General features: G+C 63.5%; 32 protein-coding genes. 23 read left to right on the top strand and 9 right to left on the bottom strand.

The features are described from left to right. Nucleotides 1–3: 3 nt before the first annotated feature. From ccmD to KIP88_RS13250, 3 genes are all read left to right on the top strand, one after another. Nucleotides 4–180: a heme exporter protein CcmD gene (gene ccmD / locus KIP88_RS13260; protein ID WP_214488342.1), complete on the top strand. Its 177-nt coding sequence runs from the start codon at nt 4–6 to the stop codon at nt 178–180. Continuing rightward, on the top strand, nt 180–776 hold the full coding sequence (locus tag KIP88_RS13255; RefSeq protein ID WP_214488341.1) for a DsbE family thiol:disulfide interchange protein: 597 nt from the start codon (nt 180–182) through the stop codon (nt 774–776). The genes ccmD and KIP88_RS13255 overlap by 1 nt, the downstream gene beginning before the upstream one ends. A 215-nt stretch (nt 777–991) precedes the next feature. Continuing rightward, a complete protein-coding gene (locus tag KIP88_RS13250; RefSeq protein WP_214488340.1) occupies nt 992–1,351 on the top strand; it encodes a helix-hairpin-helix domain-containing protein in 360 nt (119 codons plus the stop codon). A gap of 162 nt (nt 1,352–1,513) precedes the next feature. Here the strand turns inward: KIP88_RS13250 and KIP88_RS13245 are convergent, their stop codons facing one another. Together KIP88_RS13245 and ftsY are read right to left on the bottom strand one after the other, a co-directional pair. After that, entirely contained in the window at nt 1,514–2,116 is a 603-nt protein-coding gene (locus KIP88_RS13245) for a septation protein A (RefSeq protein ID WP_214488339.1), read from the bottom strand. 62 nt (nt 2,117–2,178) lie between these two features. Beyond that, nucleotides 2,179–3,129, bottom strand: a complete 951-nt coding sequence (gene ftsY, locus KIP88_RS13240) for a signal recognition particle-docking protein FtsY (protein WP_214488338.1) — start codon at nt 3,127–3,129, stop codon at nt 2,179–2,181. Nucleotides 3,130–3,307: 178 nt separating this feature from the next. Between ftsY and KIP88_RS13235 the strand changes: the two genes are divergently transcribed. Then, nucleotides 3,308–3,943, top strand: coding sequence for an RluA family pseudouridine synthase (locus KIP88_RS13235; protein ID WP_249790740.1), 636 nt, complete (start codon nt 3,308–3,310; stop codon nt 3,941–3,943). Nucleotides 3,944–4,095: 152 nt separating this feature from the next. Here KIP88_RS13235 and mtaB read toward each other — a convergent pair whose 3' ends face one another. Together mtaB and dapF are read right to left on the bottom strand one after the other, a co-directional pair. After that, a complete protein-coding gene (mtaB, locus tag KIP88_RS13230) occupies nt 4,096–5,361 on the bottom strand; it encodes a tRNA (N(6)-L-threonylcarbamoyladenosine(37)-C(2))-methylthiotransferase MtaB (RefSeq protein WP_214488431.1) in 1,266 nt (421 codons plus the stop codon). A 1-nt stretch (nt 5,362) separates the two neighbouring features. Beyond that, a complete protein-coding gene (gene dapF / locus KIP88_RS13225) occupies nt 5,363–6,235 on the bottom strand; it encodes a diaminopimelate epimerase (protein WP_214488336.1) in 873 nt (290 codons plus the stop codon). Here dapF and KIP88_RS13220 point away from each other — a divergent pair. From KIP88_RS13220 to KIP88_RS13210, 3 genes are read left to right on the top strand one after another with little or no spacing between them, the layout of a single operon-like run. After that, the gene (locus tag KIP88_RS13220; protein ID WP_214488335.1) at nt 6,234–6,422 is read left to right on the top strand and encodes a hypothetical protein; all 189 of its coding nucleotides are present in this window, start codon (nt 6,234–6,236) and stop codon (nt 6,420–6,422) included. The two genes, dapF and KIP88_RS13220, sit on opposite strands and share 2 nt — an antisense overlap. Then, nucleotides 6,419–7,129 carry a GyrI-like domain-containing protein gene (locus tag KIP88_RS13215; RefSeq protein ID WP_214488334.1) on the top strand — a complete coding sequence of 237 codons (711 nt, stop codon included), beginning with the start codon at nt 6,419–6,421 and terminating at the stop codon, nt 7,127–7,129. The genes KIP88_RS13220 and KIP88_RS13215 overlap by 4 nt, the downstream gene beginning before the upstream one ends. 5 nt (nt 7,130–7,134) lie before the next feature. After that, nucleotides 7,135–7,839 (top strand): SIMPL domain-containing protein, encoded by a 705-nt coding sequence (locus KIP88_RS13210; RefSeq protein ID WP_214488333.1) that lies wholly within the window; start codon nt 7,135–7,137, stop codon nt 7,837–7,839. Between the two features lie 132 nt (nt 7,840–7,971). Here KIP88_RS13210 and KIP88_RS13205 read toward each other — a convergent pair whose 3' ends face one another. Then, a complete protein-coding gene (locus tag KIP88_RS13205) occupies nt 7,972–9,036 on the bottom strand; it encodes an MBL fold metallo-hydrolase (RefSeq protein ID WP_214488332.1) in 1,065 nt (354 codons plus the stop codon). Between the two features lie 525 nt (nt 9,037–9,561). Between KIP88_RS13205 and ffh the strand changes: the two genes are divergently transcribed. The 9 genes from ffh to KIP88_RS48165 all read left to right on the top strand — a co-directional run bounded on the left by ffh (nt 9,562) and on the right by KIP88_RS48165 (nt 15,939). Beyond that, entirely contained in the window at nt 9,562–11,109 is a 1,548-nt protein-coding gene (gene ffh / locus KIP88_RS13200; protein ID WP_214488430.1) for a signal recognition particle protein, read from the top strand. Nucleotides 11,110–11,245: 136 nt separating this feature from the next. Then, complete coding sequence (gene rpsP, locus KIP88_RS13195) at nt 11,246–11,578, top strand: 30S ribosomal protein S16 (protein WP_108520681.1); 333 nt, start codon at nt 11,246–11,248, stop codon at nt 11,576–11,578. Between the two features lie 19 nt (nt 11,579–11,597). Further along, nucleotides 11,598–12,122, top strand: a complete 525-nt coding sequence (gene rimM, locus KIP88_RS13190) for a ribosome maturation factor RimM (RefSeq protein ID WP_214488331.1) — start codon at nt 11,598–11,600, stop codon at nt 12,120–12,122. Between the two features lie 10 nt (nt 12,123–12,132). Beyond that, nucleotides 12,133–12,852, top strand: coding sequence for a tRNA (guanosine(37)-N1)-methyltransferase TrmD (gene trmD / locus KIP88_RS13185; RefSeq protein ID WP_214488330.1), 720 nt, complete (start codon nt 12,133–12,135; stop codon nt 12,850–12,852). Nucleotides 12,853–12,955: 103 nt separating this feature from the next. Next, nucleotides 12,956–13,336 carry a 50S ribosomal protein L19 gene (gene rplS / locus KIP88_RS13180; protein ID WP_057852665.1) on the top strand — a complete coding sequence of 127 codons (381 nt, stop codon included), beginning with the start codon at nt 12,956–12,958 and terminating at the stop codon, nt 13,334–13,336. 135 nt (nt 13,337–13,471) lie between these two features. Beyond that, nucleotides 13,472–13,606, top strand: a complete 135-nt coding sequence (locus KIP88_RS47855) for a hypothetical protein (protein WP_283848509.1) — start codon at nt 13,472–13,474, stop codon at nt 13,604–13,606. Between the two features lie 73 nt (nt 13,607–13,679). Continuing rightward, nucleotides 13,680–15,086 carry a 3-isopropylmalate dehydratase large subunit gene (gene leuC, locus KIP88_RS13175; RefSeq protein WP_214488329.1) on the top strand — a complete coding sequence of 469 codons (1,407 nt, stop codon included), beginning with the start codon at nt 13,680–13,682 and terminating at the stop codon, nt 15,084–15,086. Between the two features lie 99 nt (nt 15,087–15,185). After that, nucleotides 15,186–15,395 (top strand): hypothetical protein, encoded by a 210-nt coding sequence (locus KIP88_RS13170; protein WP_214488328.1) that lies wholly within the window; start codon nt 15,186–15,188, stop codon nt 15,393–15,395. A gap of 211 nt (nt 15,396–15,606) precedes the next feature. Next, complete coding sequence (locus tag KIP88_RS48165; protein ID WP_214488327.1) at nt 15,607–15,939, top strand: hypothetical protein; 333 nt, start codon at nt 15,607–15,609, stop codon at nt 15,937–15,939. Between the two features lie 366 nt (nt 15,940–16,305). On the opposite strand, the gene KIP88_RS13160 is transcribed toward KIP88_RS48165, so the two are convergent. Next, nucleotides 16,306–16,599 carry a hypothetical protein gene (locus tag KIP88_RS13160; RefSeq protein WP_214488326.1) on the bottom strand — a complete coding sequence of 98 codons (294 nt, stop codon included), beginning with the start codon at nt 16,597–16,599 and terminating at the stop codon, nt 16,306–16,308. Nucleotides 16,600–16,754: 155 nt separating this feature from the next. Here KIP88_RS13160 and KIP88_RS48160 point away from each other — a divergent pair, with 155 nt between their 5' ends. Then, nucleotides 16,755–17,057 carry a hypothetical protein gene (locus KIP88_RS48160; RefSeq protein ID WP_214488325.1) on the top strand — a complete coding sequence of 101 codons (303 nt, stop codon included), beginning with the start codon at nt 16,755–16,757 and terminating at the stop codon, nt 17,055–17,057. Nucleotides 17,058–17,245: 188 nt separating this feature from the next. On the opposite strand, the gene KIP88_RS13150 is transcribed toward KIP88_RS48160, so the two are convergent. After that, nucleotides 17,246–17,569 carry a hypothetical protein gene (locus KIP88_RS13150; RefSeq protein WP_214488429.1) on the bottom strand — a complete coding sequence of 108 codons (324 nt, stop codon included), beginning with the start codon at nt 17,567–17,569 and terminating at the stop codon, nt 17,246–17,248. Between the two features lie 110 nt (nt 17,570–17,679). Between KIP88_RS13150 and KIP88_RS13145 the strand changes: the two genes are divergently transcribed. The 4 genes from KIP88_RS13145 to KIP88_RS13130 all read left to right on the top strand — a co-directional run bounded on the left by KIP88_RS13145 (nt 17,680) and on the right by KIP88_RS13130 (nt 20,323). Then, on the top strand, nt 17,680–18,078 hold the full coding sequence (locus KIP88_RS13145; protein WP_214488428.1) for a metallopeptidase family protein: 399 nt from the start codon (nt 17,680–17,682) through the stop codon (nt 18,076–18,078). Nucleotides 18,079–18,176: 98 nt separating this feature from the next. Then, nucleotides 18,177–18,782 carry a 3-isopropylmalate dehydratase small subunit gene (leuD, locus tag KIP88_RS13140; protein WP_214488324.1) on the top strand — a complete coding sequence of 202 codons (606 nt, stop codon included), beginning with the start codon at nt 18,177–18,179 and terminating at the stop codon, nt 18,780–18,782. A 71-nt stretch (nt 18,783–18,853) separates the two neighbouring features. Then, on the top strand, nt 18,854–19,648 hold the full coding sequence (locus KIP88_RS13135) for a capsular polysaccharide synthesis protein (RefSeq protein ID WP_214488323.1): 795 nt from the start codon (nt 18,854–18,856) through the stop codon (nt 19,646–19,648). A 261-nt stretch (nt 19,649–19,909) separates the two neighbouring features. Then, entirely contained in the window at nt 19,910–20,323 is a 414-nt protein-coding gene (locus tag KIP88_RS13130) for a hypothetical protein (protein WP_214488322.1), read from the top strand. A gap of 59 nt (nt 20,324–20,382) precedes the next feature. On the opposite strand, the gene KIP88_RS13125 is transcribed toward KIP88_RS13130, so the two are convergent. Then, nucleotides 20,383–21,261: a CoA ester lyase gene (locus KIP88_RS13125; protein WP_214488321.1), complete on the bottom strand. Its 879-nt coding sequence runs from the start codon at nt 21,259–21,261 to the stop codon at nt 20,383–20,385. 119 nt (nt 21,262–21,380) lie between these two features. Between KIP88_RS13125 and KIP88_RS13120 the strand changes: the two genes are divergently transcribed. Further along, nucleotides 21,381–22,028, top strand: a complete 648-nt coding sequence (locus tag KIP88_RS13120) for a carbonic anhydrase (protein WP_214488320.1) — start codon at nt 21,381–21,383, stop codon at nt 22,026–22,028. A 106-nt stretch (nt 22,029–22,134) separates the two neighbouring features. Here the strand turns inward: KIP88_RS13120 and KIP88_RS13115 are convergent, their stop codons facing one another. Then, entirely contained in the window at nt 22,135–23,169 is a 1,035-nt protein-coding gene (locus KIP88_RS13115; protein ID WP_214488319.1) for an aspartate-semialdehyde dehydrogenase, read from the bottom strand. Nucleotides 23,170–23,286: 117 nt separating this feature from the next. Here KIP88_RS13115 and KIP88_RS13110 point away from each other — a divergent pair, with 117 nt between their 5' ends. After that, a complete protein-coding gene (locus KIP88_RS13110) occupies nt 23,287–24,090 on the top strand; it encodes a hypothetical protein (RefSeq protein ID WP_214488318.1) in 804 nt (267 codons plus the stop codon). The last annotated feature ends 115 nt before the right edge of the window (nt 24,091–24,205 follow it).

The raw sequence follows: 24,205 nt of genomic DNA, 5'->3' as shown, positions 1-24,205 counted from the left end.
GCGATGTCGCTCGGGCCCCATGCTTCATTCATCGTGACGTCTTACGCGCTGGTGGCGGCGATCGTGCTGATCCTGATCGGCTGGATCGCCATCGATTATCGCCGGCAGAAGGAGCGGCTGCGCGAACTCGAGGCCAGCGGCGTGACCCGGCGCTCCGGCCGCCAGGCGACGGACATCTGATGGGCGCGCCCGCCACATCGGACGAGCAGCCGCGCCGCCGGCGCTGGCTGGTGATGCTGCCGCTGATCGGCTTCATGGCCATTGCCGCGCTGTTTCTGTTGCGGCTTTACGGCGGCGATCCCTCCAAAATCCCATCCGCCCTGATCGGTCGCCCGGCGCCGCAAACCGCGCTGCCGGCGCTGGAGGGCCTCGTCCACAACGGCGCGCCGGTGCCCGGGCTCGATCCTGCGGCCTTCAAGGGCAAGGTCTCCGTCGTCAATGTCTGGGCGTCCTGGTGCGTGCCGTGCCACGACGAGGCGCCGCTGCTGACCGCGCTGGCCAGGGACACACGGCTGCAGATGGTCGGCATCAACTACAAGGATTCTCCCGACAACGCCCGCCGCTTCCTCGGCCGCTACGGCAATCCGTTTGCCGCCGTCGGCGTCGACAGCAACGGCCGCGGCTCGATCGAATGGGGCGTCTACGGCGTGCCCGAAACCTTCGTCGTCGGCCGCGACGGGACGATTCTTTACAAGTTGGTCGGGCCGGTGACGCCGGCCAATCTCGACAGCGTGCTCAAGGTCGAGATCGAGAAAGCGTTGAAAGCGGGGAGTTAACCGCAGTCCTCATCCTGAGGAGCCGCGTAGCGGCGTCTCGAAGGATGGCGGCATCGGGGGTCGATGGTTCGAGACGCACGCTTCGCGTGCTCCTCACCATGAGGGATAAAATAAATTTAGGCTTTTATCTGGCGTTCATTTCGCAGCCATGGCGCCGCCATGAATTCGCAGCTAGTTTTGTGGCGTTACTTGAACCGTCCTTGGAGGGACATCCTATGCGTCATTTCACGCTCGCTTCTCTTCTCGCAACCGCACTTACCCTGGGCATGCTGACGGCGACCCCGTCGATGGCCCAGACCGCACAGCCCGCGACCAAGTCCGACAGCAAGATGGCTCCCGCGCCGAAGGCCTCGGAGTCGAAGATGGCGCCTGCGCCGAAGGCCGAACTGCTCGACATCAATTCCGCGACCGCCGATCAGCTCGACGCACTGCCGGGTGTCGGCAAGGCCTATTCCGCCAAAATCATCGCGGGCCGGCCGTACAAGGGCAAGGATGATCTCGTAAACAAGAGCATTCTCCCGCAGGCGACCTACGACAAGATCAAGGACAAGATCATCGCCAAGCAGAAGAGCTGATGCGATCTTGCCCCGGACGCGGCGCGGCGCGGTAGCCATAAACGCGTTTACGCGCGTCTTCGACGCGCTATGGCGCTGTAGAGCCGGGGCCCACGACCGCGGGCATAGGTCCCGGCTCTGCGGCGCATCGTAAAGAACGCTGCACCCATCCGGGACACCACCCTACCCCTTGCTCACATCGCCCGCTTCAGCCTCGCTCGCCTCGAGCGAGGCTGGCTCCAGATGGTAGCGCTTGATCACCGGCATCTGCGAAATCGCAAAGACCATGGTGATCGGAACCGCACCGAACGCCTTGAAGGCGACCCAGAAGTCGGTCGACTGCGTGCGCCAGATGACTTCGTTCAGGACCGCCATCCCCAGAAAGAACAACGCCCAGCGCATGGTCAGGATGCGCCAGCCCTTCGGCGTCAGGTTGAACATCTGATTGAACAGGATCGCGATGAAGGAGCGGCCGAACAAAAGGCCGCCGCCGAGGATCGCGGCGAACAGGCCGTAGATGATGGTCGGCTTGACCTTGATGAAGGTCTCGTCGTGCAGCACCAGCGTCAGCGTGCCGAACACGAGCACGATGACGGCGGTGACGATTGCCATCATGGGCACATGCCGCACCACCACATAGGAGGCGATCATCGCGGCCACGATCGCCACCATGAAGGCGCCGGTCGCGACAAACAGGTTGAATTTGGCGTTGGCGACGAAGAACACGATGAGCGGACCGAGTTCGGTCGCGAGCTTGAACACCGGATGCGGCTGGGTCTTGTCCATCGTTCACTTCATCTTTCGTTTGGGCATGATCTTGTCCGAAAACCGGTTCCCACTTTTCGGGATCATGCCCCTTCAATTCCTGCAATCGCGTTGGCGAAATCCCGCGCGGTGAACGGCGCGAGATCGTCGATGCCTTCGCCGACGCCGATGAAGTGCACCGGCAGTTTGAATTTCTCCGCCAGCGCCACCAGGATGCCGCCGCGGGCGGTGCCATCGAGCTTCGTCATCACGAGGCCGGTCACGCCAGCGGTACGATGAAATGCCTCGACCTGCGACAGCGCATTTTGTCCCACCGTGGCATCGAGCACCAGCAGCACCGCATGCGGGGCTGACGCATCGACCTTCTTGATGACGCGAACGACCTTTTCGAGCTCGTTCATCAGCTCGGCCTTGTTCTGCAAACGGCCGGCGGTATCGACCAGCAGCACGTCGATATTCTGTTCTTTCGCCGCGGTCAGCGCGTTGAAGGCAAGGCTCGCCGAATCCGAACCCTGCGCGCCGGCGATAACAGGCGACCTGGTGCGCTCGCCCCAGACCTTGAGCTGTTCGATCGCGGCGGCACGAAACGTGTCGCCGGCCGCCATCATGGTCTTGCGGCCCTCGGCGCTCAGTTTTGCGGCAAGCTTGCCGATGGTGGTGGTCTTGCCCGAGCCGTTGACGCCGACCACGAGAATGACGAACGGCTTTTGCGCCGCGTCGATCTCCAGCGGCTTCGCCACCGGCGCCAGCACCTTTTCGACTTCGCTCGCGACGACCGTCTTCACCTCGTCGGCCGAGATCGCCTTGTCGTAACGGCCGGCGCCGACCGCGTCCGAGATCCGCACCGCCACGGCAGTGCCGAGATCGGCGCGCAGCAGCACATCCTCGATATCGTCGAGCATGGCGCGGTCGAGCTTGCGCTTGGTGACGAGGTCGGCAACGGCTGTGCCCAGCGAACTCGAGGTCCGCTTCAGGCCGCTCGAAAGCCGCCGCCACCAGCTTAGTTTGGGGGTTCCGGGAGTGGTATCGCTCATGTCGGGGACGTGTTAGCGGTTTCGCGCCATGAGCGGAAGTCACAACAAATCCATTGCTGTTCCCGGGCCATCCCTTGATGTGCCCCGGACATCCTTTGATATCCCCCGGACATCGCTTGATGTCCGCGGGCTAACGGCAGATGAAATCCAGGCTCGCGTCCTCCACCGCGACGGGCTGATGCTGGTCATCGACAAGCCTGCGGGGCTACCGGTGCATCGCGGTCCCAAGGGCGGCGCCAATCTGGAAGCGTCCTTCGACGGCTTGCGATTCGGCCTGCCACGGCCGCCGGTGCTGGCCCACCGGCTCGACAAGGATACCTCCGGCTGTCTGGTGTTGGGACGCCACCGCAAGGCCACCGCCTCGCTCGGCTTGTTGTTCAAGCACGGCAAGATTGGAAAAACCTATTGGGCGGTGATCGAGGGCGGACCTGCCGAGGACGAAGGGGCCATCGACATGCCGCTGGGACGGCTCAACGTCGAGCGCGGCTGGTGGCAGAAGCCGGATCCTGACGGGCAGAAGGCCGTCACCAACTGGAAAGTGCGCGGCCGCGGCGATGGCCTTTGTTGGCTCGCACTGGAACCGGTCACCGGCCGCACCCATCAATTGCGCGTGCACACGTCAGCCATGGGCTGGCCGATTGTCGGCGACAATATCTACGGCAACGGACCTCGTTTTGGTGAACCGATCCTGCACCTGCATTCCCGCGAGATCGTGATTCCGATTTCAAAGAACAAGGAACCGGTGCGCGTGGTGGCACCGGCGCCGGAGCATATGCGGGAGCGGCTCAGGGCGTGCGGGTGGAACGGGGAGTAACGGATTGTAGGCGAGCCCGGCGCCCCAGCCACCACTGTCATCATCCGCGAAGGCGGATGATCCAGTATCCCAGAGAAGTCTGTGATGAGCCGAGGGGCCGCGGCGTACTGGATCGCCCGGTCAAGCCGGGCGACGACAGCGAAATTTGTGACTCACACCGTCAACCGCGCACCATCGTGACCGTTGATCGCTAACGCCATTACCGCGCCCGGTCTTTCACCTGATATCGCCACCGGCAGGAAATGCTCCGTCCGCCCTTGCGTCGCACTTTCGATCAAAACCTGACGCGTCGTTCCAGTCTCTGCCGCCAGCCGCCGCTGCAACGCCGCCTCTCCTGCCGCACGCAAACGCTTCGCGCGATTCTTGATCGCCCCGCCCGCCACCTGCGGCATCCGCGCGGCCGGTGTGCCGGGTCGCTTCGAATAGGGAAACACGTGCAGGAAGGTGAGATCGCATTCGTCAACGAGGTCCTCGGAGCGCGAGAACATCTCTTCCGTTTCGGTCGGAAAGCCCGCGATGATATCGGCGCCGAGCGTGATGTCGGGGCGCAGCCGCCGTACCTGCGCGCAGAACTCGATCGCATCTTTCCGCGAATGCCGGCGCTTCATCCGCTTCAAAATCATGTCGTCGCCGGACTGCAGCGACAGATGCAGATGGGGCATCAGCCGCTCGTCATTCGCGATGACGTCAAGCAGATCGCGATCGACTTCGATGGAATCGATCGATGAAATCCGTAAGCGCCTCAATTCCGGTACATGGCGCAAAATCTGTTTGGTCAATTGCCCGAGCTTCGGCGTGCCCGGCAAGTCAGCCCCATAGCTCGTCAGGTCGACACCGGTCAGCACGATCTCGGCATGGCCGCGCTCAGCGAGCGCGCGAACCTGATCCACCACTGCGCCCATCGGCACCGAGCGCGAATTGCCGCGACCGTAAGGGATGATGCAGAAGGTGCAGCGGTGATCGCAGCCGTTCTGCACCTGGACGAACACCCGCGGCAGGCCGGCCTTGAAGCCGTCGAGCAGATGCGGCGCCATCTCCTTGACCGCCATGATGTCAGCGACCGCGATCTTTTCGCTTGTCCCGATACCAAAGCCTGCGTCGAACGCTGCGCGCGCGGCACGCCACGCCTCGCCGCGCATCTTGTCGTCATTGCCGACGACGCGATCGACCTCCGCCATTTCGGCAAACATCTCCGGCTGCGTCTGCGCCGCGCAGCCGGTGACGACGATGCGCAGGTCCGGCCGTTCGCGCTTCAGCCGCCGGATCGATTGCCGCGCCTGCGCCACCGCCTCGTTGGTGACGGCGCAGCTATTGATGACGACGGTATCGGAAAGCCCCGCGCGCTCCGCCTCGCGGGCGATCACTTCGGATTCGAAGGCGTTGAGGCGGCAGCCGAAAGTGAGGACGTCGACGCACATCTCACGCGACGTCGGCGAACAGCGCGGGATCGAAGCGGCCTTCATATTCGAAATCGGCGGTCCCGGTCATCAGCACATGCTCGTCGCGCTCGCGCCATTCGATGCCGAGCTTGCCGCCGGGCAGCGTGATCTCGACATTGCGGCTGGCACGCTTCAGCCGCGCCGCCGCCACCGCGGTCGCGCAAGCCGCGGAGCCGCAGGCCCTGGTCAGGCCGGCGCCGCGCTCCCAGGTGCGGATCGTGATGTGATCGCGATCGACGATGTGGGCGAGCGTGATGTTGGCGCGTTCGGGGAAGATCGGGTGGTTTTCCAGCAGCGGCCCGAAGCGCTCGAGGTCATAGGCGTTGACGTCGTCGACCCAGAAGATCGCGTGCGGATTGCCCATCGAGACCACCGACGGCGAATGCAGCACCGGCGCATCGATCGGCCCAACCTGCAATTCGATGTAGCGGGTATCGCGAAATTCTTCGGCCAGCGGAATATCCTGCCAGTCGAACTTCGGCGCCCCCATGTCCACGGTATAGAGATCGGGCGCCGGGCCCTGCCAGCAATTGAGGAGGCCGGCGCGGGTCTCGAAAGTCACGGCGGTCTGGCCGGTCTTCTCGAACAGGCGGCGCACCACGCATCGCATGCCGTTGCCGCAGGCGCCGGCTTCCGAGCCGTCATTGTTGTAGATGCGGATGAAGGCCTCGGTGCCCTGCAGCCGCGGCGGCTGCAATACCATCAATTGGTCATAGGGCACGCCCGCGGGCGAGGCCACGGCCCGCGCCTCGTCGGCTGTCACAGCGGCCTTGGAATCGCGCAAATCCACGACGACGATTTCGTTGCCGATACCGTTCATCTTGGCAAATGCGTGGTTGGCCAGCGCGCTCATGGAATTTCCCAAATTCTGCCTGCCTTATATGGCGAATGATGGCCAATTGCCTAGTGTGCAGGGGCATATGACGCATCTGTCATGGGACGAAAGCGGACCTTGCGTGTTAGAAAATGGCACCATTCTGGCGGGCGCGGATGGGGACATGCCGCCGCCAGGTGGGGTGGATGGAGAATACCTGAAATGAACCGTATCAGCACTTTCCGTGCGGCCATCGTCGCACTCTCCATGGTTGCGTTTGGCGGGGCCGCGCTGGCGCAATCGCCGGCGCCCTCAGCCTCGCCAGCCGCGAGCCCGTCGGCCATGCCCAGCCCCGCGCCATCGGCGGTGCCGGTCCCGCCGCCGGCCGAAACCAAGTCGCCGGCGGATGCTCCCACGGCGGAAAAAGCCCCGGCGCCCGCGCCCCCTCCTCCCGCCGCCAGCGTCCAGACCGCGGACCCCTTCGGCGAGGAGTTCACGATGGAGCCCAAGAAGGTGGTTGTCATGAAGGGCACGGCCAATTGGGACAACGCGTTCGACACCCTGATCGATGCGTTCAAGGCGCTGACCGCCGTGCTCGACAAGCAGGGCATCAAGGCATCAGGCAATTCGATGATCGTCTACACCTCGACCGACGATACCGGCTTTACGTTCCTCGCCCAGATTCCGGTCGATCAGGACGTCAAGAGCCTGACCAAGGACATGAGCATGGGCAAGTCGCCGGACGGCAAGGCGCTGAAGTTCGTCCATCGCGGCTCCTACGACAACATGGACAACACCTATGAGGCGATCACCAATCACCTCGACGACAAGAAGCTCGAAGCGAAAGACACCTTCATCGAGGAATACATCACCGATCCCCTGAAGACGGCGGAGGACAAGCTGGTGATCAATGTCTATGTGCCGCTGAGGTGATCGGCATGAAACTTCCGTTCGCCCTCGCCGTCGTGACCGCCACCTGGCTCGCCGCGCCCGCGCTGGCGCAGACAATGCCGCCGCCTGCGATTTCCGTGACCGGCGAAGCGAACGTGTCGGTGGCGCCCGATCAGGCCCAGATCGACGGCGGCGTGACATCGGATGCCAAGACCGCGCGTGAGGCGTCGGATGCCAACAACGCGGCGATGGGCAAGGTGCTGCTGGCGCTCAAGGGCGCCGGCATCGAGGAGAAGGACTACCAGACTTCGCGGCTGTCGCTGCAGCCGCAATTTGCGACGCCGTCCAAAGCCGCGGAGCGCGCGCCAGGCATCGTCAGCTTCCGCGCCAGCAACCGCGTCACGGTCAAGATCCGCGACGTCACCAAGGTCGCCAACATCATCGACGTGCTGGTGGGCGCCGGCGCCAACGACATCGGCGGTATCAATTTCACGGTCACACAAGCCTCAAAACATCTGGACGAAGCCCGCGAGAAGGCTATTTCGGATGCGCGCCGCAAGGCGGAGATCTACGCCAAGGCCGCCGGCGTGACGCTCGGCGAGCCCATCAGTATTTCCGAGGAAGGCGCGCCCGTGCCGGTATTTCGCGGCAAGGTGGCTTCCCCCATGGCCGCGGGAGCGCCGGTGGCGCAAGGCGAAGAGACGTTATCGGTGACGGTGAGCGTATCCTGGGCGATCAAGCCGAAGGAGTAATTGCTGTCGTCCCTGCGAAAGCAGGGACCCATAACCACAGGACGCTGTGGTTAGGCTGAGCTGTAGCTCCAGCTTCTCTCAACAATTTTCAGCGGTGGCTATGGGTCCCTGCGTTCGCAGGGACGACGGGGGTTAGATTTCGTAAACCTGCCCTGGCTTCAGCGCCGCAAACCGCTCCGGCGGAATCTTCGCCTCCTTGAGCGCCTCGGCCAGCGCATTCACCGGCGCGTCGATCGCTTCATCCGTCAGTTGGAACGTGCCGTGATGATGCGCCAGCGCTTCTTGCGCGTCGCAATCGGCGAGCGCCTTCACGGCATCAGACGGATTCATATGCTGGTCCTTCATGAACCAGCGCGGCTCGTAGGCGCCGATCGGCAATATCGCCAGCCGCAGCGGACCATGTTTCTCGGCCACGCGTCGAAAGTGCTTGCCCTCGCCATAGCCGGAATCGCAGACGATGTAGATTTTCCCCGCCGGCGTCTCCAAAACAAAACTCGCCCACAGCGCCTTGTTGCGGTCGAACAATCCGCGCGCCGACCAGTGCCGCGTCGGCACCAGCGTCACCGCGATGCCGTTGCCAAGTTCGACGCGATCCTGCCAGTCGAATCCCTCAGCTTTGATCGCTGAGTTCGCATCGCGCATGGTGACGTCATTGCCGAGCGGCGTGATCACGCGCGGCGAAAACTTTTCTGTAAGTTTCGACAGCGTCGCGATGTCGAGATGATCGTAATGGCCGTGCGACACCAGCACGACGTCGATCTTGGGCAGCGCGTCGAAGGCGATGCCGGGATCGTTGTGCCGATGCGGCCCGGCAAAGGCGACGGGCGAAGCGCGCATCGACCACACGGGATCGACGAGGATGTTGAGATCCGCCGTCTGGATCAGCCAGGTGACGTGGCCGACAAACGACAGCCGCACCTTGTCGCCGGTTACGCGCGGCGGCGGCGTATCGCTGTGGGCATTCGGCACCCAATCCGGCCAGCTCGCGCGCCTGCGGTCGGTGCCGAACTGCCAGCGCAGCACCTCCGCCAGCGATTTCGGCGGCACCCCGTCGGGATCGAAGAAGCGCGTGCCGTCAAAGTGGTCGGAGACGGGGCCGGCGTAGGTTTTCATATTGCTTATCCAGACCGAGGGAACGCCGACCGCCGCGGCGGCCCCGGCGAGCACTCCAAAAACACGGCGGCGGGTGACGGGCACGGGAGATCACGAAGGACGGGAGAGAGCGACAGACATGGGGCGTTATATGGCGTGTGCGGGTTGAACTTTGAACCTGCGGCGAAAGGAAGCCCGCGCATCGGCCACCCCGATCTTCAAAAGCACAACCATGTCAAAGCCTTACGCCGCAGCCGCAGGGCGTTATGCCCTAGTTTCTCCTTGACTTTCGCTCCCTCCGGGCGTTTAACCCGCGCACTTTCTCGGAAAGACGTTCTTTTCGACCCGCCGCCCGGCCCATGAGACCGGAGGCCAACGCCCGACAGCGCGATGCGCCCTCGGGCGCGAAAGTGTTTGGACGATCGTTTTGGCGTTCTGCGCCGGGACATATCTAGGTCGTCATACCCCGCGAAGGCGGGGTATCCAGTACGCCGCAGCTTCTCGGTTCAAAACGAGCTGCTCTGGAATACTGGATCACCCGCTCCAGTGCGCAATTGCGCACAAAGCGGGTGATGACAGTAGTGAATGGATCGACGTAGCGCCTGCAAGGGCAGCAACAGGACAACGGCATTGTTCGACAATCTGTCGGAAAAGCTTGGTGGGATACTCGATCGGCTGACGGGCCGGGGCTCGCTGTCGGAGGCTGATGTCGACGCCGCGATGCGCGAGGTGCGCCGCGCGCTGCTGGAAGCTGACGTCTCGCTCGAAGTTGTCAGAGGTTTTATCGAGCGCGTTCGCGAGCAGGCGGTCGGCGCCACCGTCGTCAAGTCGGTCACGCCCGGCCAGATGGTGGTCAAGATCGTCCATGACGAACTGGTCGCCACCCTTGGTTCCGACGGCCAGACCATCGATCTCAATGCGGTGCCGCCGGTCGCCATCATGATGGTCGGTCTCCAGGGCTCCGGCAAAACCACCACCACCGCCAAGCTCGCCCGCCGCATGACCCAGCGCGACAAGCGCAAGGTGCTGATGGCCTCGCTCGATATCTACCGCCCGGCGGCGATGGAGCAACTGGCCGTGCTCGGCCGCGACCTCGACATTCCGACGCTGCCGATCGTGGCGGGGCAAAAGCCGGCGCAGATCGCCAAGCGCGCACTGGAAGCCGGCAAGCTCGGCGGCTACGACGTGGTGCTGCTCGACACCGCCGGCCGCACCACGCTCGACGAAGAAATGATGAGCGAGGCGGCCGAGATCAAAACCACGGCCAATCCGCACGAAGTGCTGCTGGTCGCGGACTCCCTGACCGGCCAGGATGCGGTCAACCTCGCGCGCGCCTTCGATCAGCGCGTCGGCCTCACCGGCATCGTGCTGACGCGCGTCGACGGCGACGGCCGCGGCGGCGCGGCGCTGTCGATGCGCGCGGTCACCGGCAAGCCGATCAAGCTGATCGGCACCGGCGAAAAGACCGATGCGCTGGAAGATTTCCATCCGAGCCGCATCGCCGGCCGCATCCTCGGCATGGGCGACGTGGTGTCGCTGGTCGAACGGGCAGCGGCGAATATCGACGCCGAAAAGGCCGCGCGCACCGCCGAGCGGATGCGCAAGGGCCAGTTCGACCTCAACGACATGCGTGAGCAATTGCTGCAGATGGCGAATATGGGCGGCATCAGCGGGCTGATGGGCATGATGCCGGGCATTGCCAAGATGAAGAACCAGATCGCGAACGCCGGCATCGACGACAAGATCATCAAGCGCCAGGTCGCGGTGATCGATTCGATGACGCGACAGGAGCGCAAGAATCCCGACATTCTCAAAGCCAGCCGCAAAAAGCGCATCGCCGCAGGCGCCGGCCTGGAGGTCCAGGAAGTCAACAAGCTCTTAAAGATGCACCGGAACATGGCTGACATGATGAAGGCCATGGGCTCAGGCAAGCGCGGCCCGCTGGCCGGCATCGCACAGGCGATGGGCTTTGGCGGCGGCATGAAGCCGCCCTCGCCGGAAGAAATGAAGGCGCTCGCGGACAAGATGCAGGGCGGTGCCGGAGGCGGCCTGCCGAATTTGCCCAAGGATCTTCCCACCGGCCTGCGTCAGGGATTGCCCAACGTGCCGGGACTTACGGGCCTCAGCGGCAAGCCGACCTTGCCGGGCCTCGGCGGCTTTCCGGGGAAGAAGAAATGACCTCTTTCGTCATTGCGAGCGCAGCGAAGCAATCCATTCTTCGCCAAGAACCAAGATGGATTGCTTCGTCGCTTCGCTCCTCGCAATGACGGCGTAACCGACCAACACCTAATCGAAACACACTCAGGAGAACCAAATGTCAGTCGTTATCCGCCTCGCTCGCGCAGGCACCAAGAAGCGTCCGGTCTATCACGTCGTCGTCGCCGACTCGCGCTTTCCCCGCGACGGCCGCTTCATCGAGCGTCTCGGTCATTTCAACCCGCTGCTGCCGAAGGACAATGAGTCGCGGCTGAAGCTCGACATGGACAAGGTGAAGTCCTGGCTCGCCAAGGGCGCACAGCCGTCGGACCGCGTGACGCGCTTCCTGGATGCCGCCGGCATCGTCAAGCGTCCCGCCCGCAGCAATCCGGAAAAGGCCGTGCCGCGCAAGGAGCGCAAGGCGCGCGCCGAAGCCGCCGCGAAGGCTTAAGGCGTAGCGGCGCACGACGGTGGCAGCACCGATTTGTGTCGCCCGTATCGGCGCTGCGCATGGCGTGCGCGGCGCGGTGAAACTGTGGACGTTCACCGAAGATCCGCTGGCCGTAAAACATTACGGACCGCTGATGACCAAGGACGGCGCGCGCCAGTTCGAGGTGACGCATGTCCGTGAAGCCAGGGATCATCTGGTGGCGACGCTGAAAGGCATCGCCTCCCGCGAGGATGCCGAGCGGCTCAACGGCATCGAGCTCTACATCGCGCGCGAAAAACTGCCCGAGACCGACGAGGGCGAATATTACCACGCCGACCTGATCGGGCTTGCCGCAGTCAATGCCGCGCAAGAGCCGCTCGGCCGTGTCATCGCGATCCATAATTTCGGCGCCGGCGACATCATCGAGATCGCGCCCGCGAAAGGCGCCACCATGCTGCTGCCGTTCACCAATGCCGTGGTACCAACGGTCGATCTCGCCGGCGGCCGCGTGGTGATCGAGCTGCCGCAGGAAGTCGAAGGCGACGACGCCCCGACGCTCACGTGATGGGTTTTGAATGACCTGGCGCGCCACCGTTCTCACGCTCTTCCCCGAGATGTTTCCCGGGCCGCTCGGCGTCAGCCTGGCGGGCAAGGCGCTGACATCAGGCCTGTGGCGGCTTGAGGTGCGCGACATCAGGGACTCCGCCACCGACAAGCATCGCAGCGTCGATGACACCCCGGCCGGCGGCGGCCCCGGCATGGTGCTCCGGGCTGACGTGCTGGCGGCGGCGATCGATGCCGCGGATGTCGATCAAAGCCGACCGCGCCTGCTGATGAGCCCGCGGGGTCGGCCATTGACCCAGTCGCTGGTGGCGGAGCTTGCCACCGGGCCAGGCCCTTTGATCGTCTGCGGCCGGTTCGAGGGGATCGATCAGCGGGTCATCGAAGCCCGGAACCTCGAAGAGGTCTCGCTCGGAGACTACGTGCTTTCAGGCGGCGAAATCGCCGCGATGGCCTTGATCGACGCCTGCGTGCGGCTTTTGCCGGGGGTGATGGGCAAACAGGCCTCGGGCGAGGACGAAAGCTTTTCCGATGGACTACTGGAATACCCCCAATTCACCCGCCCGCAGGAGTTCGAGGGCCGCGGTATCCCGGAAATCCTGATCTCCGGCGACCATGCCAAGGTAGCGGCCTGGCGCCGGGCCGAAGCCGAGGCCCTGACGCGGGCGCGGCGGCCGGATTTATGGGCGATCAGGGGCGGCCAAAAAGGAACAAAAAGCACGACAGACGGGTGACAAGCGCGGCCCGATGCCTTATACGAGCGCCAAATCCGCGCAATGGCAGGATAGATGGACGTCGCGCAGCCCGCTGCCGGGCGCGCCGCCGATGGAGATTTCAATGAACCTCATTCAACAGCTCGAAAAAGAGCAATTCGAAAAACTGTCGGCGACCAAGTCGATCCCGGAATTCGGCCCCGGCGACACCGTGATCGTCAACGTCAAGGTGGTCGAAGGCGAGCGTACCCGCGTGCAGGCCTATGAAGGCGTCTGCATCGGCCGTTCCGGAGGCGGGCTCAACGAGAGCTTCACCGTCCGCAAGATTTCCTACGGCGAAGGCGTCGAGCGCGTGTTCCCCGTGATGTCGCCGATGATCGACTCGATCAAGGTGGTGCGCCGCGGCAAGGTGCGTCGCGCCAAGCTGTATTACCTGCGCCAACTGCGCGGCAAGTCGGCCCGCATCGTCGAGAAGCAGGACCGCGCGACCGCCGTCGGCGAGTAATTTTTCCCGAAAGGGATGTGACCAAAAGCGCGGGGTTTTGCCCCGCGCTTTTTTGTTGCGCTATGCCTATCTAGACAATGCCCCTGCCCAATCGATTGATTGTGGCGGCCGCCGGGCCTGTGTTAGAAATTCAGAATGGTTCTAGATCGCACCAGCGCCGCCGTCGGCACCGCCCAGCTCGTCGTCATCGACGATCGCTCACGGCTGCCCGGCCGGTTCTTCGGACGCTTCGCGACTTCGGCGACGTCAGAGCTTACGCGCGCAGCTTGATGCTGCGCTGACGTCCGTTGCTGGCGCACCTGCGCTTGATCGCTCACACAGAATTTCTTTGGAGCTGACGCTCATGTCCAAACCGACCACGCTGTACGACAAGATCTGGAACGACCATCTGGTGCACGAAGCCGAGGACGGCACCTGCCTGCTCTATATCGACCGCCATCTGGTGCACGAGGTGACCTCGCCGCAGGCGTTCGAAGGCCTGCGCGCCACCGGCCGCAAGGTTCGCGCGCCGGAGAAGACGCTGGCCGTCGTCGATCACAACGTGCCGACGACCGATCGCAGCAAGCCCAATCCCGACCCTGAAAGCGCCGAGCAGATCAAGGCGCTGGCGGAGAACGCCAAGGAATTCGGCGTCGAATATTTCAACGAGTTCGACAAGCGCCAGGGCATCGTCCACGTGATTGGCCCCGAGCAGGGCTTTACGCTGCCCGGCACCACCATCGTCTGCGGTGACAGCCACACCTCCACCCACGGCGCGTTCGGCGCGCTGGCGCACGGCATCGGCACCTCAGAGGTCGAACACGTGCTGGCGACGCAAACGCTGATCCAGAAAAAAGCAAAAAACATGCGCGCGGTGGTCGACGGCAAATTGCCCGACGGCGTCACCGGCAAGGACATCATCCTGGCGATCATCGGCGAGATCGGCACCGCGGGCGGCACCGGCTATGTGCTGGAATATGCCGGCGACGCCATCCGCGCGCTGACGATGGAAGGCCGCATGACCGTCTGCAACATGTCGATCGAGGGCGGCGCCCGCGCCGGCCTGATCGCGCCGGACGAAAAAGCGTTCGAGTTTTTGAAGGGCCGGCCGAAGGCGCCGAAGGGCGCCGACTGGGACGCCGCGATGCGCTATTGGGAAAAGCTGCGCTCCGACGAAGGCGCGCATTTCGACCACGAGATCCGGCTGGACGCTGCGAAGCTGCCGCCAATCGTCACCTGGGGCACCTCGCCCGAGGACGTGGTGTCGATCTCGGGCTTCGTGCCGGATCCCGATCAGATCGCCGACGAGGCCAAGCGGCTGTCGAAGCACCGCGCGCTGAAATACATGGGCCTGACCGCCGGCACCAAGATCACCGACATCAAGCTCGACCGCGTCTTCATCGGCTCCTGCACCAACGGCCGCATCGAGGATCTGCGCGCCGCGGCGAAAGTCGCCGAGGGCAAGACCGTCAACGCCCACGTCAACGCGATGATCGTGCCGGGCTCGGGCATCGTGAAGGAACAGGCCGAAGCCGAGGGCCTCGACAAGATCTTCATCAAGGCCGGCTTCGAATGGCGCGAGCCGGGCTGCTCCATGTGCCTCGCCATGAACCCCGACAAGCTGGCGCCGGAAGAGCGCTGCGCCTCGACCTCGAACCGCAACTTCGAAGGCCGCCAGGGTTTTAAGGGCCGCACCCACCTGGTGTCGCCCGCAATGGCGGCGGCCGCGGCCATCGCCGGGCATTTTGTCGACATCCGGGAGTGGCGTTAACACTGCTTTGCCTAGATAGCGAGGCGTTCCGGAAACGCCGCGTTAACAGGCAAGGCGCAGAATGGTCCCTTGCGAAGCGCTTTCGCGAGGGACCCGGCCGTGACGGAAAAGTCTGAATTTGTCGACATGATCAGCGAGGCGACGCGGCAGGTGCGGCGGCGCATGACGCCGCGCATCGTCGACCTTCAGCCCGTCGCCAAGGAAACCTCGCGCCTCAGTCACTGGCCGCCGGAACATTGGGCGCAGTGGCGGCTGGCGAAGCTGACCCCTTGGAAGATCAAGCCTTGGGAAGGCAAGGATTGGGATTGAACTGAGCGTTTGCCGCTCGAAAAAACAGGCGCCCGAACGGGCGCCTGTTTCATTTCGGCTCTCACCAGCCGTAATGCGCGTAGTAATGCGCGTGCCACGGGCGATAGCGGCAGATCTTGCGCGGCCCGTAATAGGTCCAGATCACGCGGCAGCGCCGCGGATAATAGTAGGCCGGGTACGTGTAGTAGGCCGGCGCGTAGTAGAACCGACGATGGAAGAAGCGCCGGTGGCCGAAGTGGTGTCGATGGACGAAGTGAGGCCGGTGGAACGCGTGACGATGTGCGAAGCGGTGTCCGCCGCCATGGAAGACGGGCGCCGCACGAAAACCGCCACGGTGGATCGCCATCCCACCACCTCTGAAACCACCGCGGTGAAAGGCCGCGCCGCCACCGCGGAAGCCGCCGCCATGGAACGCAGCACCGCCGCCTCTGAATCCACCGCCACCGCCGCCGCGGAAACCACCGCCACCACCGCCGCGAAAACCGCCGCCGCCACCGCGGTGTTGAACCTCGGTCGTCAGTCCGTCGGTTGCAAATTTTGCTGAAGGCGCCGTGCCGGGACTCGCAAGCGAGAGCGCCTCGGCGCGCTGTTGTGATGCCGCCGCGAACGCAAACAGCGCCGCAGCCGTAACGCCCAGACGGCGGATAAGGCCGCGTCCGGGATCGGATATCGTCATGGATGAACCTCCCTAACCGGCGACGGCGCGCCCCTCAACCGCTCTGCGGCTGGTCCCCGTCGCGCTTCTTCTTTGCGCTCGCTCCCAACGTGAAATTAGAGACAGGCACGTGAACGCGCCATGAATGCGCCGACCGCAAAGATGAACGCGCAAAAGAACACGCAAGAGAAAGCACAAGAGAAAGCACAGAAGAAAGCGCAAGAGAGATTTGCGGCTGACCGAAGCTGTGCACGCTCACCACCAGACCGGACCAAACCCGATGCCGAAGATGAACGGCGCCGGTGCGGAATAGGGATACGGCCGATAGTAGACCGGCCGGTTGTAGTAGTAGGGACGGTAGTGCGGTCGAGAATAGCCGTGGTGACGATAATGGCGCCTGACATAGCGGTGCGCGCTGAAGTCGGTGGCATCGGATGTGCCGGCACTCTGCGCCTTCGCCTGCGGCGCCGCGGCGACCGGACTGATCGCGGCCGATCCGGCAACCACGAGCGCGCCAGCGACAAGGGCTGCCCCGATCAAACTCTTCATGCCGGACTCCTCGCGTTGATCTCCATGACAGAGATAACGGGCAGCAATCTCGCCAGTTTCAAGGCGCTCAAATCGAAACAGGCCCGCAATGAACGGGCCTGCTCGATTGCTGCGCTAGGCAGTCGCGCTCACCAGCGGTGCCAGTGGCGATGGCCATGGCCATGATGATGGTGGTGGTGGCGGTGGTGCCAGCGATGCCACCGGTGATGGTGATGGTGATGGTGACGATGCCGCCAATGTACTTCCGTGGTCGCCGGCTTGGTATCTTCCTGAACCGCCGCGGCGGCGCCGGGATTGCTGAGCGACAGCGCATTGGCGCGCTCGGCCGGCGCAGCGAGCGCGAGCACTGCGCCAACGGCGGCGAGCCCCAGAATTTTCGTGAACTGCATGAATGCTCTCCTTGGGTCGGGTGCCACGTCTGCGCCGAATCGCTCGCCGCAACGCTGCACGCAATCTGACGCAAGCGACTTGAATGGACTCTGAATGAATGCGCCACGAACATGAACGGATGACCGCCGCAGCTCGCCGCAATCCTTGCGCACGCCAACCGGCGCAGAACGCCATCACAACTTCAACGTGGAGCGCTCGCAGAGTCAGCCTGACTCCGCGTCAAAGAAATGCGCGAAAAAAAGTGAAGCGAGAAAACCTAGCCGGGCCGCCAGTAGCAGTTCATGCGCGGGGTGATCACCGTGCCGCTCGGCCGGTACTCCTGCACGTAATGCGCGCTGCAATCGCGCACGGCGTTGGGGCCGGGGTTGTAGCGCGGGTAGACATCAGGCGCCCATTCCTGCCGATAGATCGGCACGCGCCGCAGCGGACGCCGGCGCTGCGCGGACACATCCGTGACAGCCGGCTCCGGCGCCTGCACGATCCGCAGCCCCGATGATGCCGTCTGCGCCTGCGCCATCGTACCTGATAGCAAGAGCCCGGCAAAAGCAGCCCAAATTGCAACCGTCACAATCCGCTTCATCTTAAGTCCACCCACGCCTGATATCCCCCGTACGGTCCCCGATTGGCGCCCCGCGGTCAACTCGCAAAACCAGGATGCGCCCAGCCATAACACAGGCTAAATACGTCCTGATGTGGACCGAAGCAAAAGCCCCCTCGCTCGCCGAAATGGAAGCCATGGCGCATGAGGTGTTCGAGCGCCTGCCGAAGGGCTTTCGAGCCCTGTGCGAGGGCGTGATCATCCGCGTCGACGATTTTCCGACCGACGAGGTTCTAGACGAAATGCAGGCGCAAACCGAGTTCGACCTGCTCGGCCTGTTCCAGGGCATCGGCCTGCCGCAGCAGAGCAACAACGACGTCGCCCGCCTGCCCAACATGATCTGGCTCTACCGCCGACCGATCCTCGATTACTGGGCCGAACATGAGGAAACGCTGGGCCATATCGTCCGCCACGTCCTGATCCACGAGATCGGACACCATTTTGGGCTGTCGGACGCCGATATGGAGGCGATCGAGGCGGGTGCCGGCTAGGTTGCGCAGGCTAGGATTGCGCAAATTGGCCTTTTGCCGGGGCCATATTCGCGATAAATCAGCGGCCTTGCCCCACCCTCAACCGGGAAGTGCGATCGATGGAAAAGTTCACCACACTGGAAGGCGTAGCTGCCCCTCTGAAGATCATCAATGTCGACACCGACATGATCATCCCGAAGCAGTATTTGAAGACCATCAAGCGCACCGGCCTTGGCAAGGGGCTTTTCTCCGAACAGCGCTACAAGGATGACGGCAGCGAGAACCCGGACTTCGTGCTCAACCAGCCGGCCTATCGCAACGCCAAGGTGCTGGTCGCCGGCGACAATTTCGGCTGCGGTTCCAGCCGCGAGCACGCGCCGTGGGCGCTGTTGGATTTCGGCATCCGCTGCGTGATCTCGACCTCGTTCGGCGACATCTTCTACAACAACTGCTTCAAGAACGGCATTCTGCCGATCCGCGTCACGCAGGACGACCTCGACAAGCTGTTCGACGATGCCGAGCGCGGCGCCAACGCCACGCTGACCATCGATCTCGCCAACCAGGAGATCCGCGGTCCCGACGGCGGCAAGGTGAAGTTTGAGATCGATCCGTTCCGCAAGCACTGCCTGATGAACGGCCTCGACGACATCGGCCTGACCATGGAAAAGAAATTGTCGATCGACGATTACGAGGCGAAGCTGAAGAAAGAGCGCGCCTGGGCGTGATCGTGTTACCTGATCCTGTTACGAGAGCCCCGATCGCATCGGGGCTCTTTCGTTAAGCGGAGGCGACGCGGATGCGGCCTGACGTCGTCACTTTCTGGCACGGCCGGCTCGACGGCCTGCGGCTGACCTGCCTGCGGTCTCAGGTCGCCGCCGGCCACAAGGTCACCGTCTACAGTTTCGATCCATTGCCGGGCCTGCCCGACGGCGTCGGCAACGCCGAAGCCGAGGCGATCCTGCCGCATTCCTTTTCCGAACGGCTTCGGCCGCCGCAGCCCGATGGAAGCTGGCGCGACTGGACCATTTTGCAGTTCAGCGATTTCTTCCGCATGCGGCTGATGGCCGAGCGCGCCGGATTGTGGCTCGACGCCGACGTGCTGTTGCTGAAGCCGATCGAGATCGACCCGGCAAAGCCTTACTTCGCGTGGGAACGCCGACGCCAGCTCGGTAACTCGGTCCTGTATCTGCCTGCGAGTGACCCGATCGTGCGGGCGTTCGAGGAACTGATGGAGCAGGAGGATCTGACGCCGGACTGGCTGGCGCTGCGTCATCGCCTCACCTTCATGCTGCGTCAGTTGCGACACCGATCAAGCCGTCTCTCCGACATCCGCGTCGCAATCTACGGCCCGGCCGCCCTGACCGCGCTCGCGCGGCGCTCGGGCGAATTGCAGCACGCGCTGTCGAAGCAATCTTTCTACGCTGTGCATGCAGAGCCGAAGCTGTTTTTCGAGCCGACGGATTTTTCAGGCCTGCTTGCCGATCCCGAAATCATCGGCCTGCACATCTCACCAAAAGGCCGCGGTGGCGAGAAGCCGATTTCCGGCAGCCTTTATGCGTGGGCGGCGGAGAAATTCGGAAAATTGCCGTAGCTTACCCTCCCCTGGAGGGGGAGGGTCGGCTCACATTGAGCGAAGCGAAATGTGAGACGGGGTGGGGTGATCTCTCAACTCGGGCACTGTTAGACGTGGAGAGACCGTCACCCCGCCCCGCCGCTTCGCGTCGACCCTCCCCCTCCAGGGGAGGGTAAGATCAATGATCGCCCGCCCCGCCCCCAATTTGATCCAGCGCAACGACCGCCACCCAATTTACGCTCACCTTGGGCCATTGCAGCGACCCAAGGGAGCCGTGCCATGACCGTTCAGGAAAAGCCCTATCTAGTCGTCAGCCTCGTGGTCGACACCTTCGGCGAATGGCTCAAGCACCGGCGCGAGCGGAAGGAAATGCGCGAGATGGACGCCGCCAATTTCAGCCGGATCGCGAGCGAGTTGCGGATGTCTTCCACTGAACTGGAGGCACTGGTCCGCCAGGGGCCGCATGCCGCGGATGAGCTGCCGAAGATGCTCACAGCGCTCGGTATCGATCAGGACGATCTGGCGCGCACCGAGCCGCTCGTGCTGCGCGACATGGAGCGCGTCTGCTCCCTGTGCAGCCACAAACGCCAATGCGACCGCGATCTCGTCGCCGGCACCGCAGCTGCGCATTATCGGGAATATTGCGGCAATGCCGACACGATCGACGGTCTTGGCCCGCGGGTCAGTTCATAGGAAAAGCGCTGGGCTTACCCTCTCCCCTTGTGGGAGAGGGTGGCGCCGCGCGGGAAAATTCAATGTCCCATCGCCGCGATCGCGTCCGCAATCGCGATCGTGCGCCTGGCCATGTCGGCGTGCAGCCGCTCCACCATCCGCCCGTCGAGTTGGATGGCGCCGCGTGAGGCGTTTTCCGGCTTTTCGAATGCTGCGATGATCTTGCGCGCTTGCTCGACCTCTTCCGCCGGCGGCGTGAAGATCGCGTTGCAGGCCTCGATATGGCTCGGATGGATCAGCGTCTTGCCGTCAAAGCCGAGATCGCGGCCCTGTGCGCATTCGGTCGCAAAGCCGTCGATATTGCTGATGTCGCTGTAGGGGCCGTCGAGAATTTCGAGCCCGTGCGCGCGCGTCGCCAGGATGCAGTGCGTGATCATCGGGATCATCGCCGCGCGGCCCGGCTGCATGCGGATCCGCGTCTCCCGCGAGATATCATTGGGCCCGAACACGAAGCCCGCGAGCCTGGTTTCGGAATCCCTGGAAGCCGCCGCCAGTTTGTCGGCGTCCAGCACCCCGCGCGCGGTTTCGAGCATGGCCCAGACCCGGATCGACATATCGGCGTTGATGTCACTCAGGCGGTTCGCAATGGCGTTGAGATCGGCCACCGTGGAAATCTTGGGAACCAGAATGCCGTCGGGCCGCGCCTTGCCGGCCATGGTGACGTCGTCGACCCACCAGGGCGTATCGAGGCTGTTGACCCGGATCAGCACCTCGCGCTTGCCGAACCCGCCGGCCCCGATCGCCTTGGCGATCTGGTCGCGCGCCACAGCCTTGGCGTCCGGCGCCACCGAATCCTCGAGGTCGAGAATGATGCCGTCGGCAGGGAGCGTGCGCGCCTTTTCCAGCGCCCGCGCGTTCGATCCCGGCATGAACAACAGGCTGCGGCGCGGACGGATCATGGGCTGGTTCCTCGGGGGCGTTTTGGGTCCCTCGCCCTAACATTTCAAACCGGGGTCCGAAAGCCTTGTTCCCGTCATCCGCTTATGGTTAGGCATGGCCAAAGACAGGCACAGGACACATGGCAACGTCATTCCCGCAAAATCTGCTCGACGGCTACCGGGCCTTTACCTCGCAGCGGCTGCCGACCGAGCAGACGCGCTACCGGGAACTCTCCGAGCGCGGCCAGTCGCCCGCCGTGATGGTGATCGGCTGCTGCGATTCGCGTGTCTCGCCGGAGGTGATTTTCGACGCCGGCCCCGGCGAACTCTTCGTCGTGCGCAACGTCGCCAATCTGGTGCCGGTCTATCAGCCCGATGGCGGCGCCCACGGCGTGTCGGCGGCGCTGGAATATGCCGTCAACGTGCTGCGCATCAAGCATATCGTGGTGCTCGGCCACGCCCAGTGCGGCGGCATCAAGGCCTTTATCGACAAGATCGACCCGCTATCACCGGGCGATTTCATCGGCCGCTGGATGGCCATGTTCATCAAGCCGGGCGAGATCGTCGAGCAGCGCGAGCGCGAGACGATGCAGGACTTCACCGTCAGGATCGAAAAGGCCGCGATCTTCCGCAGCCTCGAAAACCTGATGACGTTTCCGTTCGTCCGCACCCACGTCGAGCGCGGCGAGATGGAATTGCACGGCGCTTATTTTGGCGTTGCCGAAGGCGCGCTGTTCGTGCTCGACCCGGAGGCGAAGGAATTTCGCAGCGTCAGGGATGGCGAATAAGCCGCAGGGTGGGCAAATGCGCAAAGCGCCGTGCCCACCATCTGTCCTTCGATCGCAATGCTAAACGGTGGGCACGCTTCGCTTTGCCCACCCTACGAATTCGGCCTTACGCCGCCTTCTTCTTCGCGGTGATCAGCTTGCGGTTGATCAGGCATTCGGCGATCTGGATCGCATTCAGTGCGGCGCCCTTGCGCAGATTGTCCGACACGCACCACAACTGCAGGCCGTTCTCGACGGTGTTGTCCTCGCGGATGCGGCTGATGTAGGTGGCGTCTTCGCCGGCCGCCTCATACGGCGTGACGTAACCGCCGGGCTCCTGCTTGTCGATGACAAGGCAACCCGGCGCGTTGCGCAGGATGTTCCGCGCTTCATCGGCGGTGATCGGATTCTCGAACTCGATGTTGACCGCCTCGGAATGGCCGACGAACACAGGCACCCGCACGCAGGTGGCGGTCAGCCTGATTTTGGGATCAAGAATCTTCTTGGTCTCCATCATCATCTTCCACTCTTCCTTGGTGTAGCCGTCCTCCATGAAGACGTCGATGTGCGGGATGACGTTGAAGGCGATGCGCTTGGGGAATTTCTTGTTGATCAGTTCGCTGTTGGTGTAGACGGCCTTGGTCTGCGAAAACAATTCGTCCATCGCATCCTTGCCGGCGCCCGACACCGATTGATAGGTAGAAACGACGACGCGCTTGATGGTGGCCTTGTCATGCAGCGGCTTCAACGCGACCACGAGCTGCGCGGTCGAGCAGTTCGGGTTGGCGATGATGTTCTTCTTGGCAAAGCCCGCGACCGCATCCGCGTTCACTTCCGGCACGATCAGCGGCACGTCCGGATCCATCCGCCAGGCCGACGAATTGTCGATCACGACCGCGCCGGCGGCGCCAATCTTCGGCGACCATTCCTTCGACACCGAGCCGCCGGCCGACATCAGGCAAATGTCGACGTCGGAAAAATCATAGTGCTCGAGCGCTTTGACCTTCAGGGTGCGGTCGCCATAGGAGACCTCGACGCCGACGCTGCGGCGCGAGGCCAGCACCACGACCTCGTCGGCGGGGAATTTGCGCTCGTCGAGAATGTTGAGCATTTCGCGCCCGACATTGCCGGTCGCGCCGACCACAGCGACTTTGTAACCCATCGTTCACTCTCCGAGGAAAAATGCTGCCCCGCCGCGTCGAGCGGAAAGGGGGAAGGCAGCGCTTCTATGCGAGAAACGCCGATATGACAACGTTTGACGGCTGTGTTTGGGCGTTTGATGCATTCGTTTCCGGCCGGTTCGGCCAGTTCCCACTATCCGCTGAGCATCCGACCGGCGCTGGCAAGCTTCGTGGACGAGGTCTGCGGCACGTTGGCACGGCTGTGCGCGTATCTGATGACGCTGGCGCTGATGGCCATTTGCGGTATCGCGCTATGGCACCATTTACCCGATGTTACGGCGATGGACACATCACCCAAAACCTGGAGCCAAGCCGGACGCAGCGCGCCCGCGTTTGCGGTAAGCCAACTCATTTTTCCAGGTAAGACAGAGGCTTACGAAGTTTTTCGGCATCCCGAAGGCGGCCGCAAGGACGTGTTCCGTTGGAGCGGCATCGGCGGCACGCCGGTCGCCGAACTCGAAATCTATCGTCCGGGTGAGGAAATCGATCAGGTCGGCTCGGCGGCCGGCTACCTTGCCGCAAGGATGGACCCGGCTGGCCCGCGCGAGTTGGAGGCAGCAGGAATCATCGACAGCAAGTTCGGCGCCGTGACTCTGTTCCGCCGGGTCGGCGGCACCGAGGCCGCCCGCTCCTGCCTCCGATTTTTCAGGCATGTCGATGAGCCGAAATTCCGTCTCTCCGGCTGGTCATGCCTGGGCGAGGATCTGCCGGCCCGCCGCACAGCGATCGGCTGCATCCTGAACCGGCTGATCCTGCTGACGGCCGGAAACGATACAAAACTGACGGAATTGTTCGCCCATGCCGAAGTCAGGCGCAGCGATTGCGCGACATCGGGCGCGCCGGCCTTATCAGCGGATTGGGTGACGGGCGCCGATAACCCGCATTTGCGCGGCGCCCTGTAATCCGCCGTTGGCGGGACGTGCTTCCGCAGCCCCTTACAATTGTGGCAACAAGCGGCCAAGACACTGGTTTTCATGAAACTTTTTCGCTTCGTCCCGCATTATTCCGCTGCGGTGT

The organism is Bradyrhizobium sp. SRL28 (assembly GCF_018596315.1).
Classification (GTDB): Bacteria; Pseudomonadota; Alphaproteobacteria; order Rhizobiales; family Xanthobacteraceae; genus Bradyrhizobium.
Note: the sequence above shows the minus strand (reverse complement) of the source record. Positions and strands in the feature narration are given on the sequence as shown.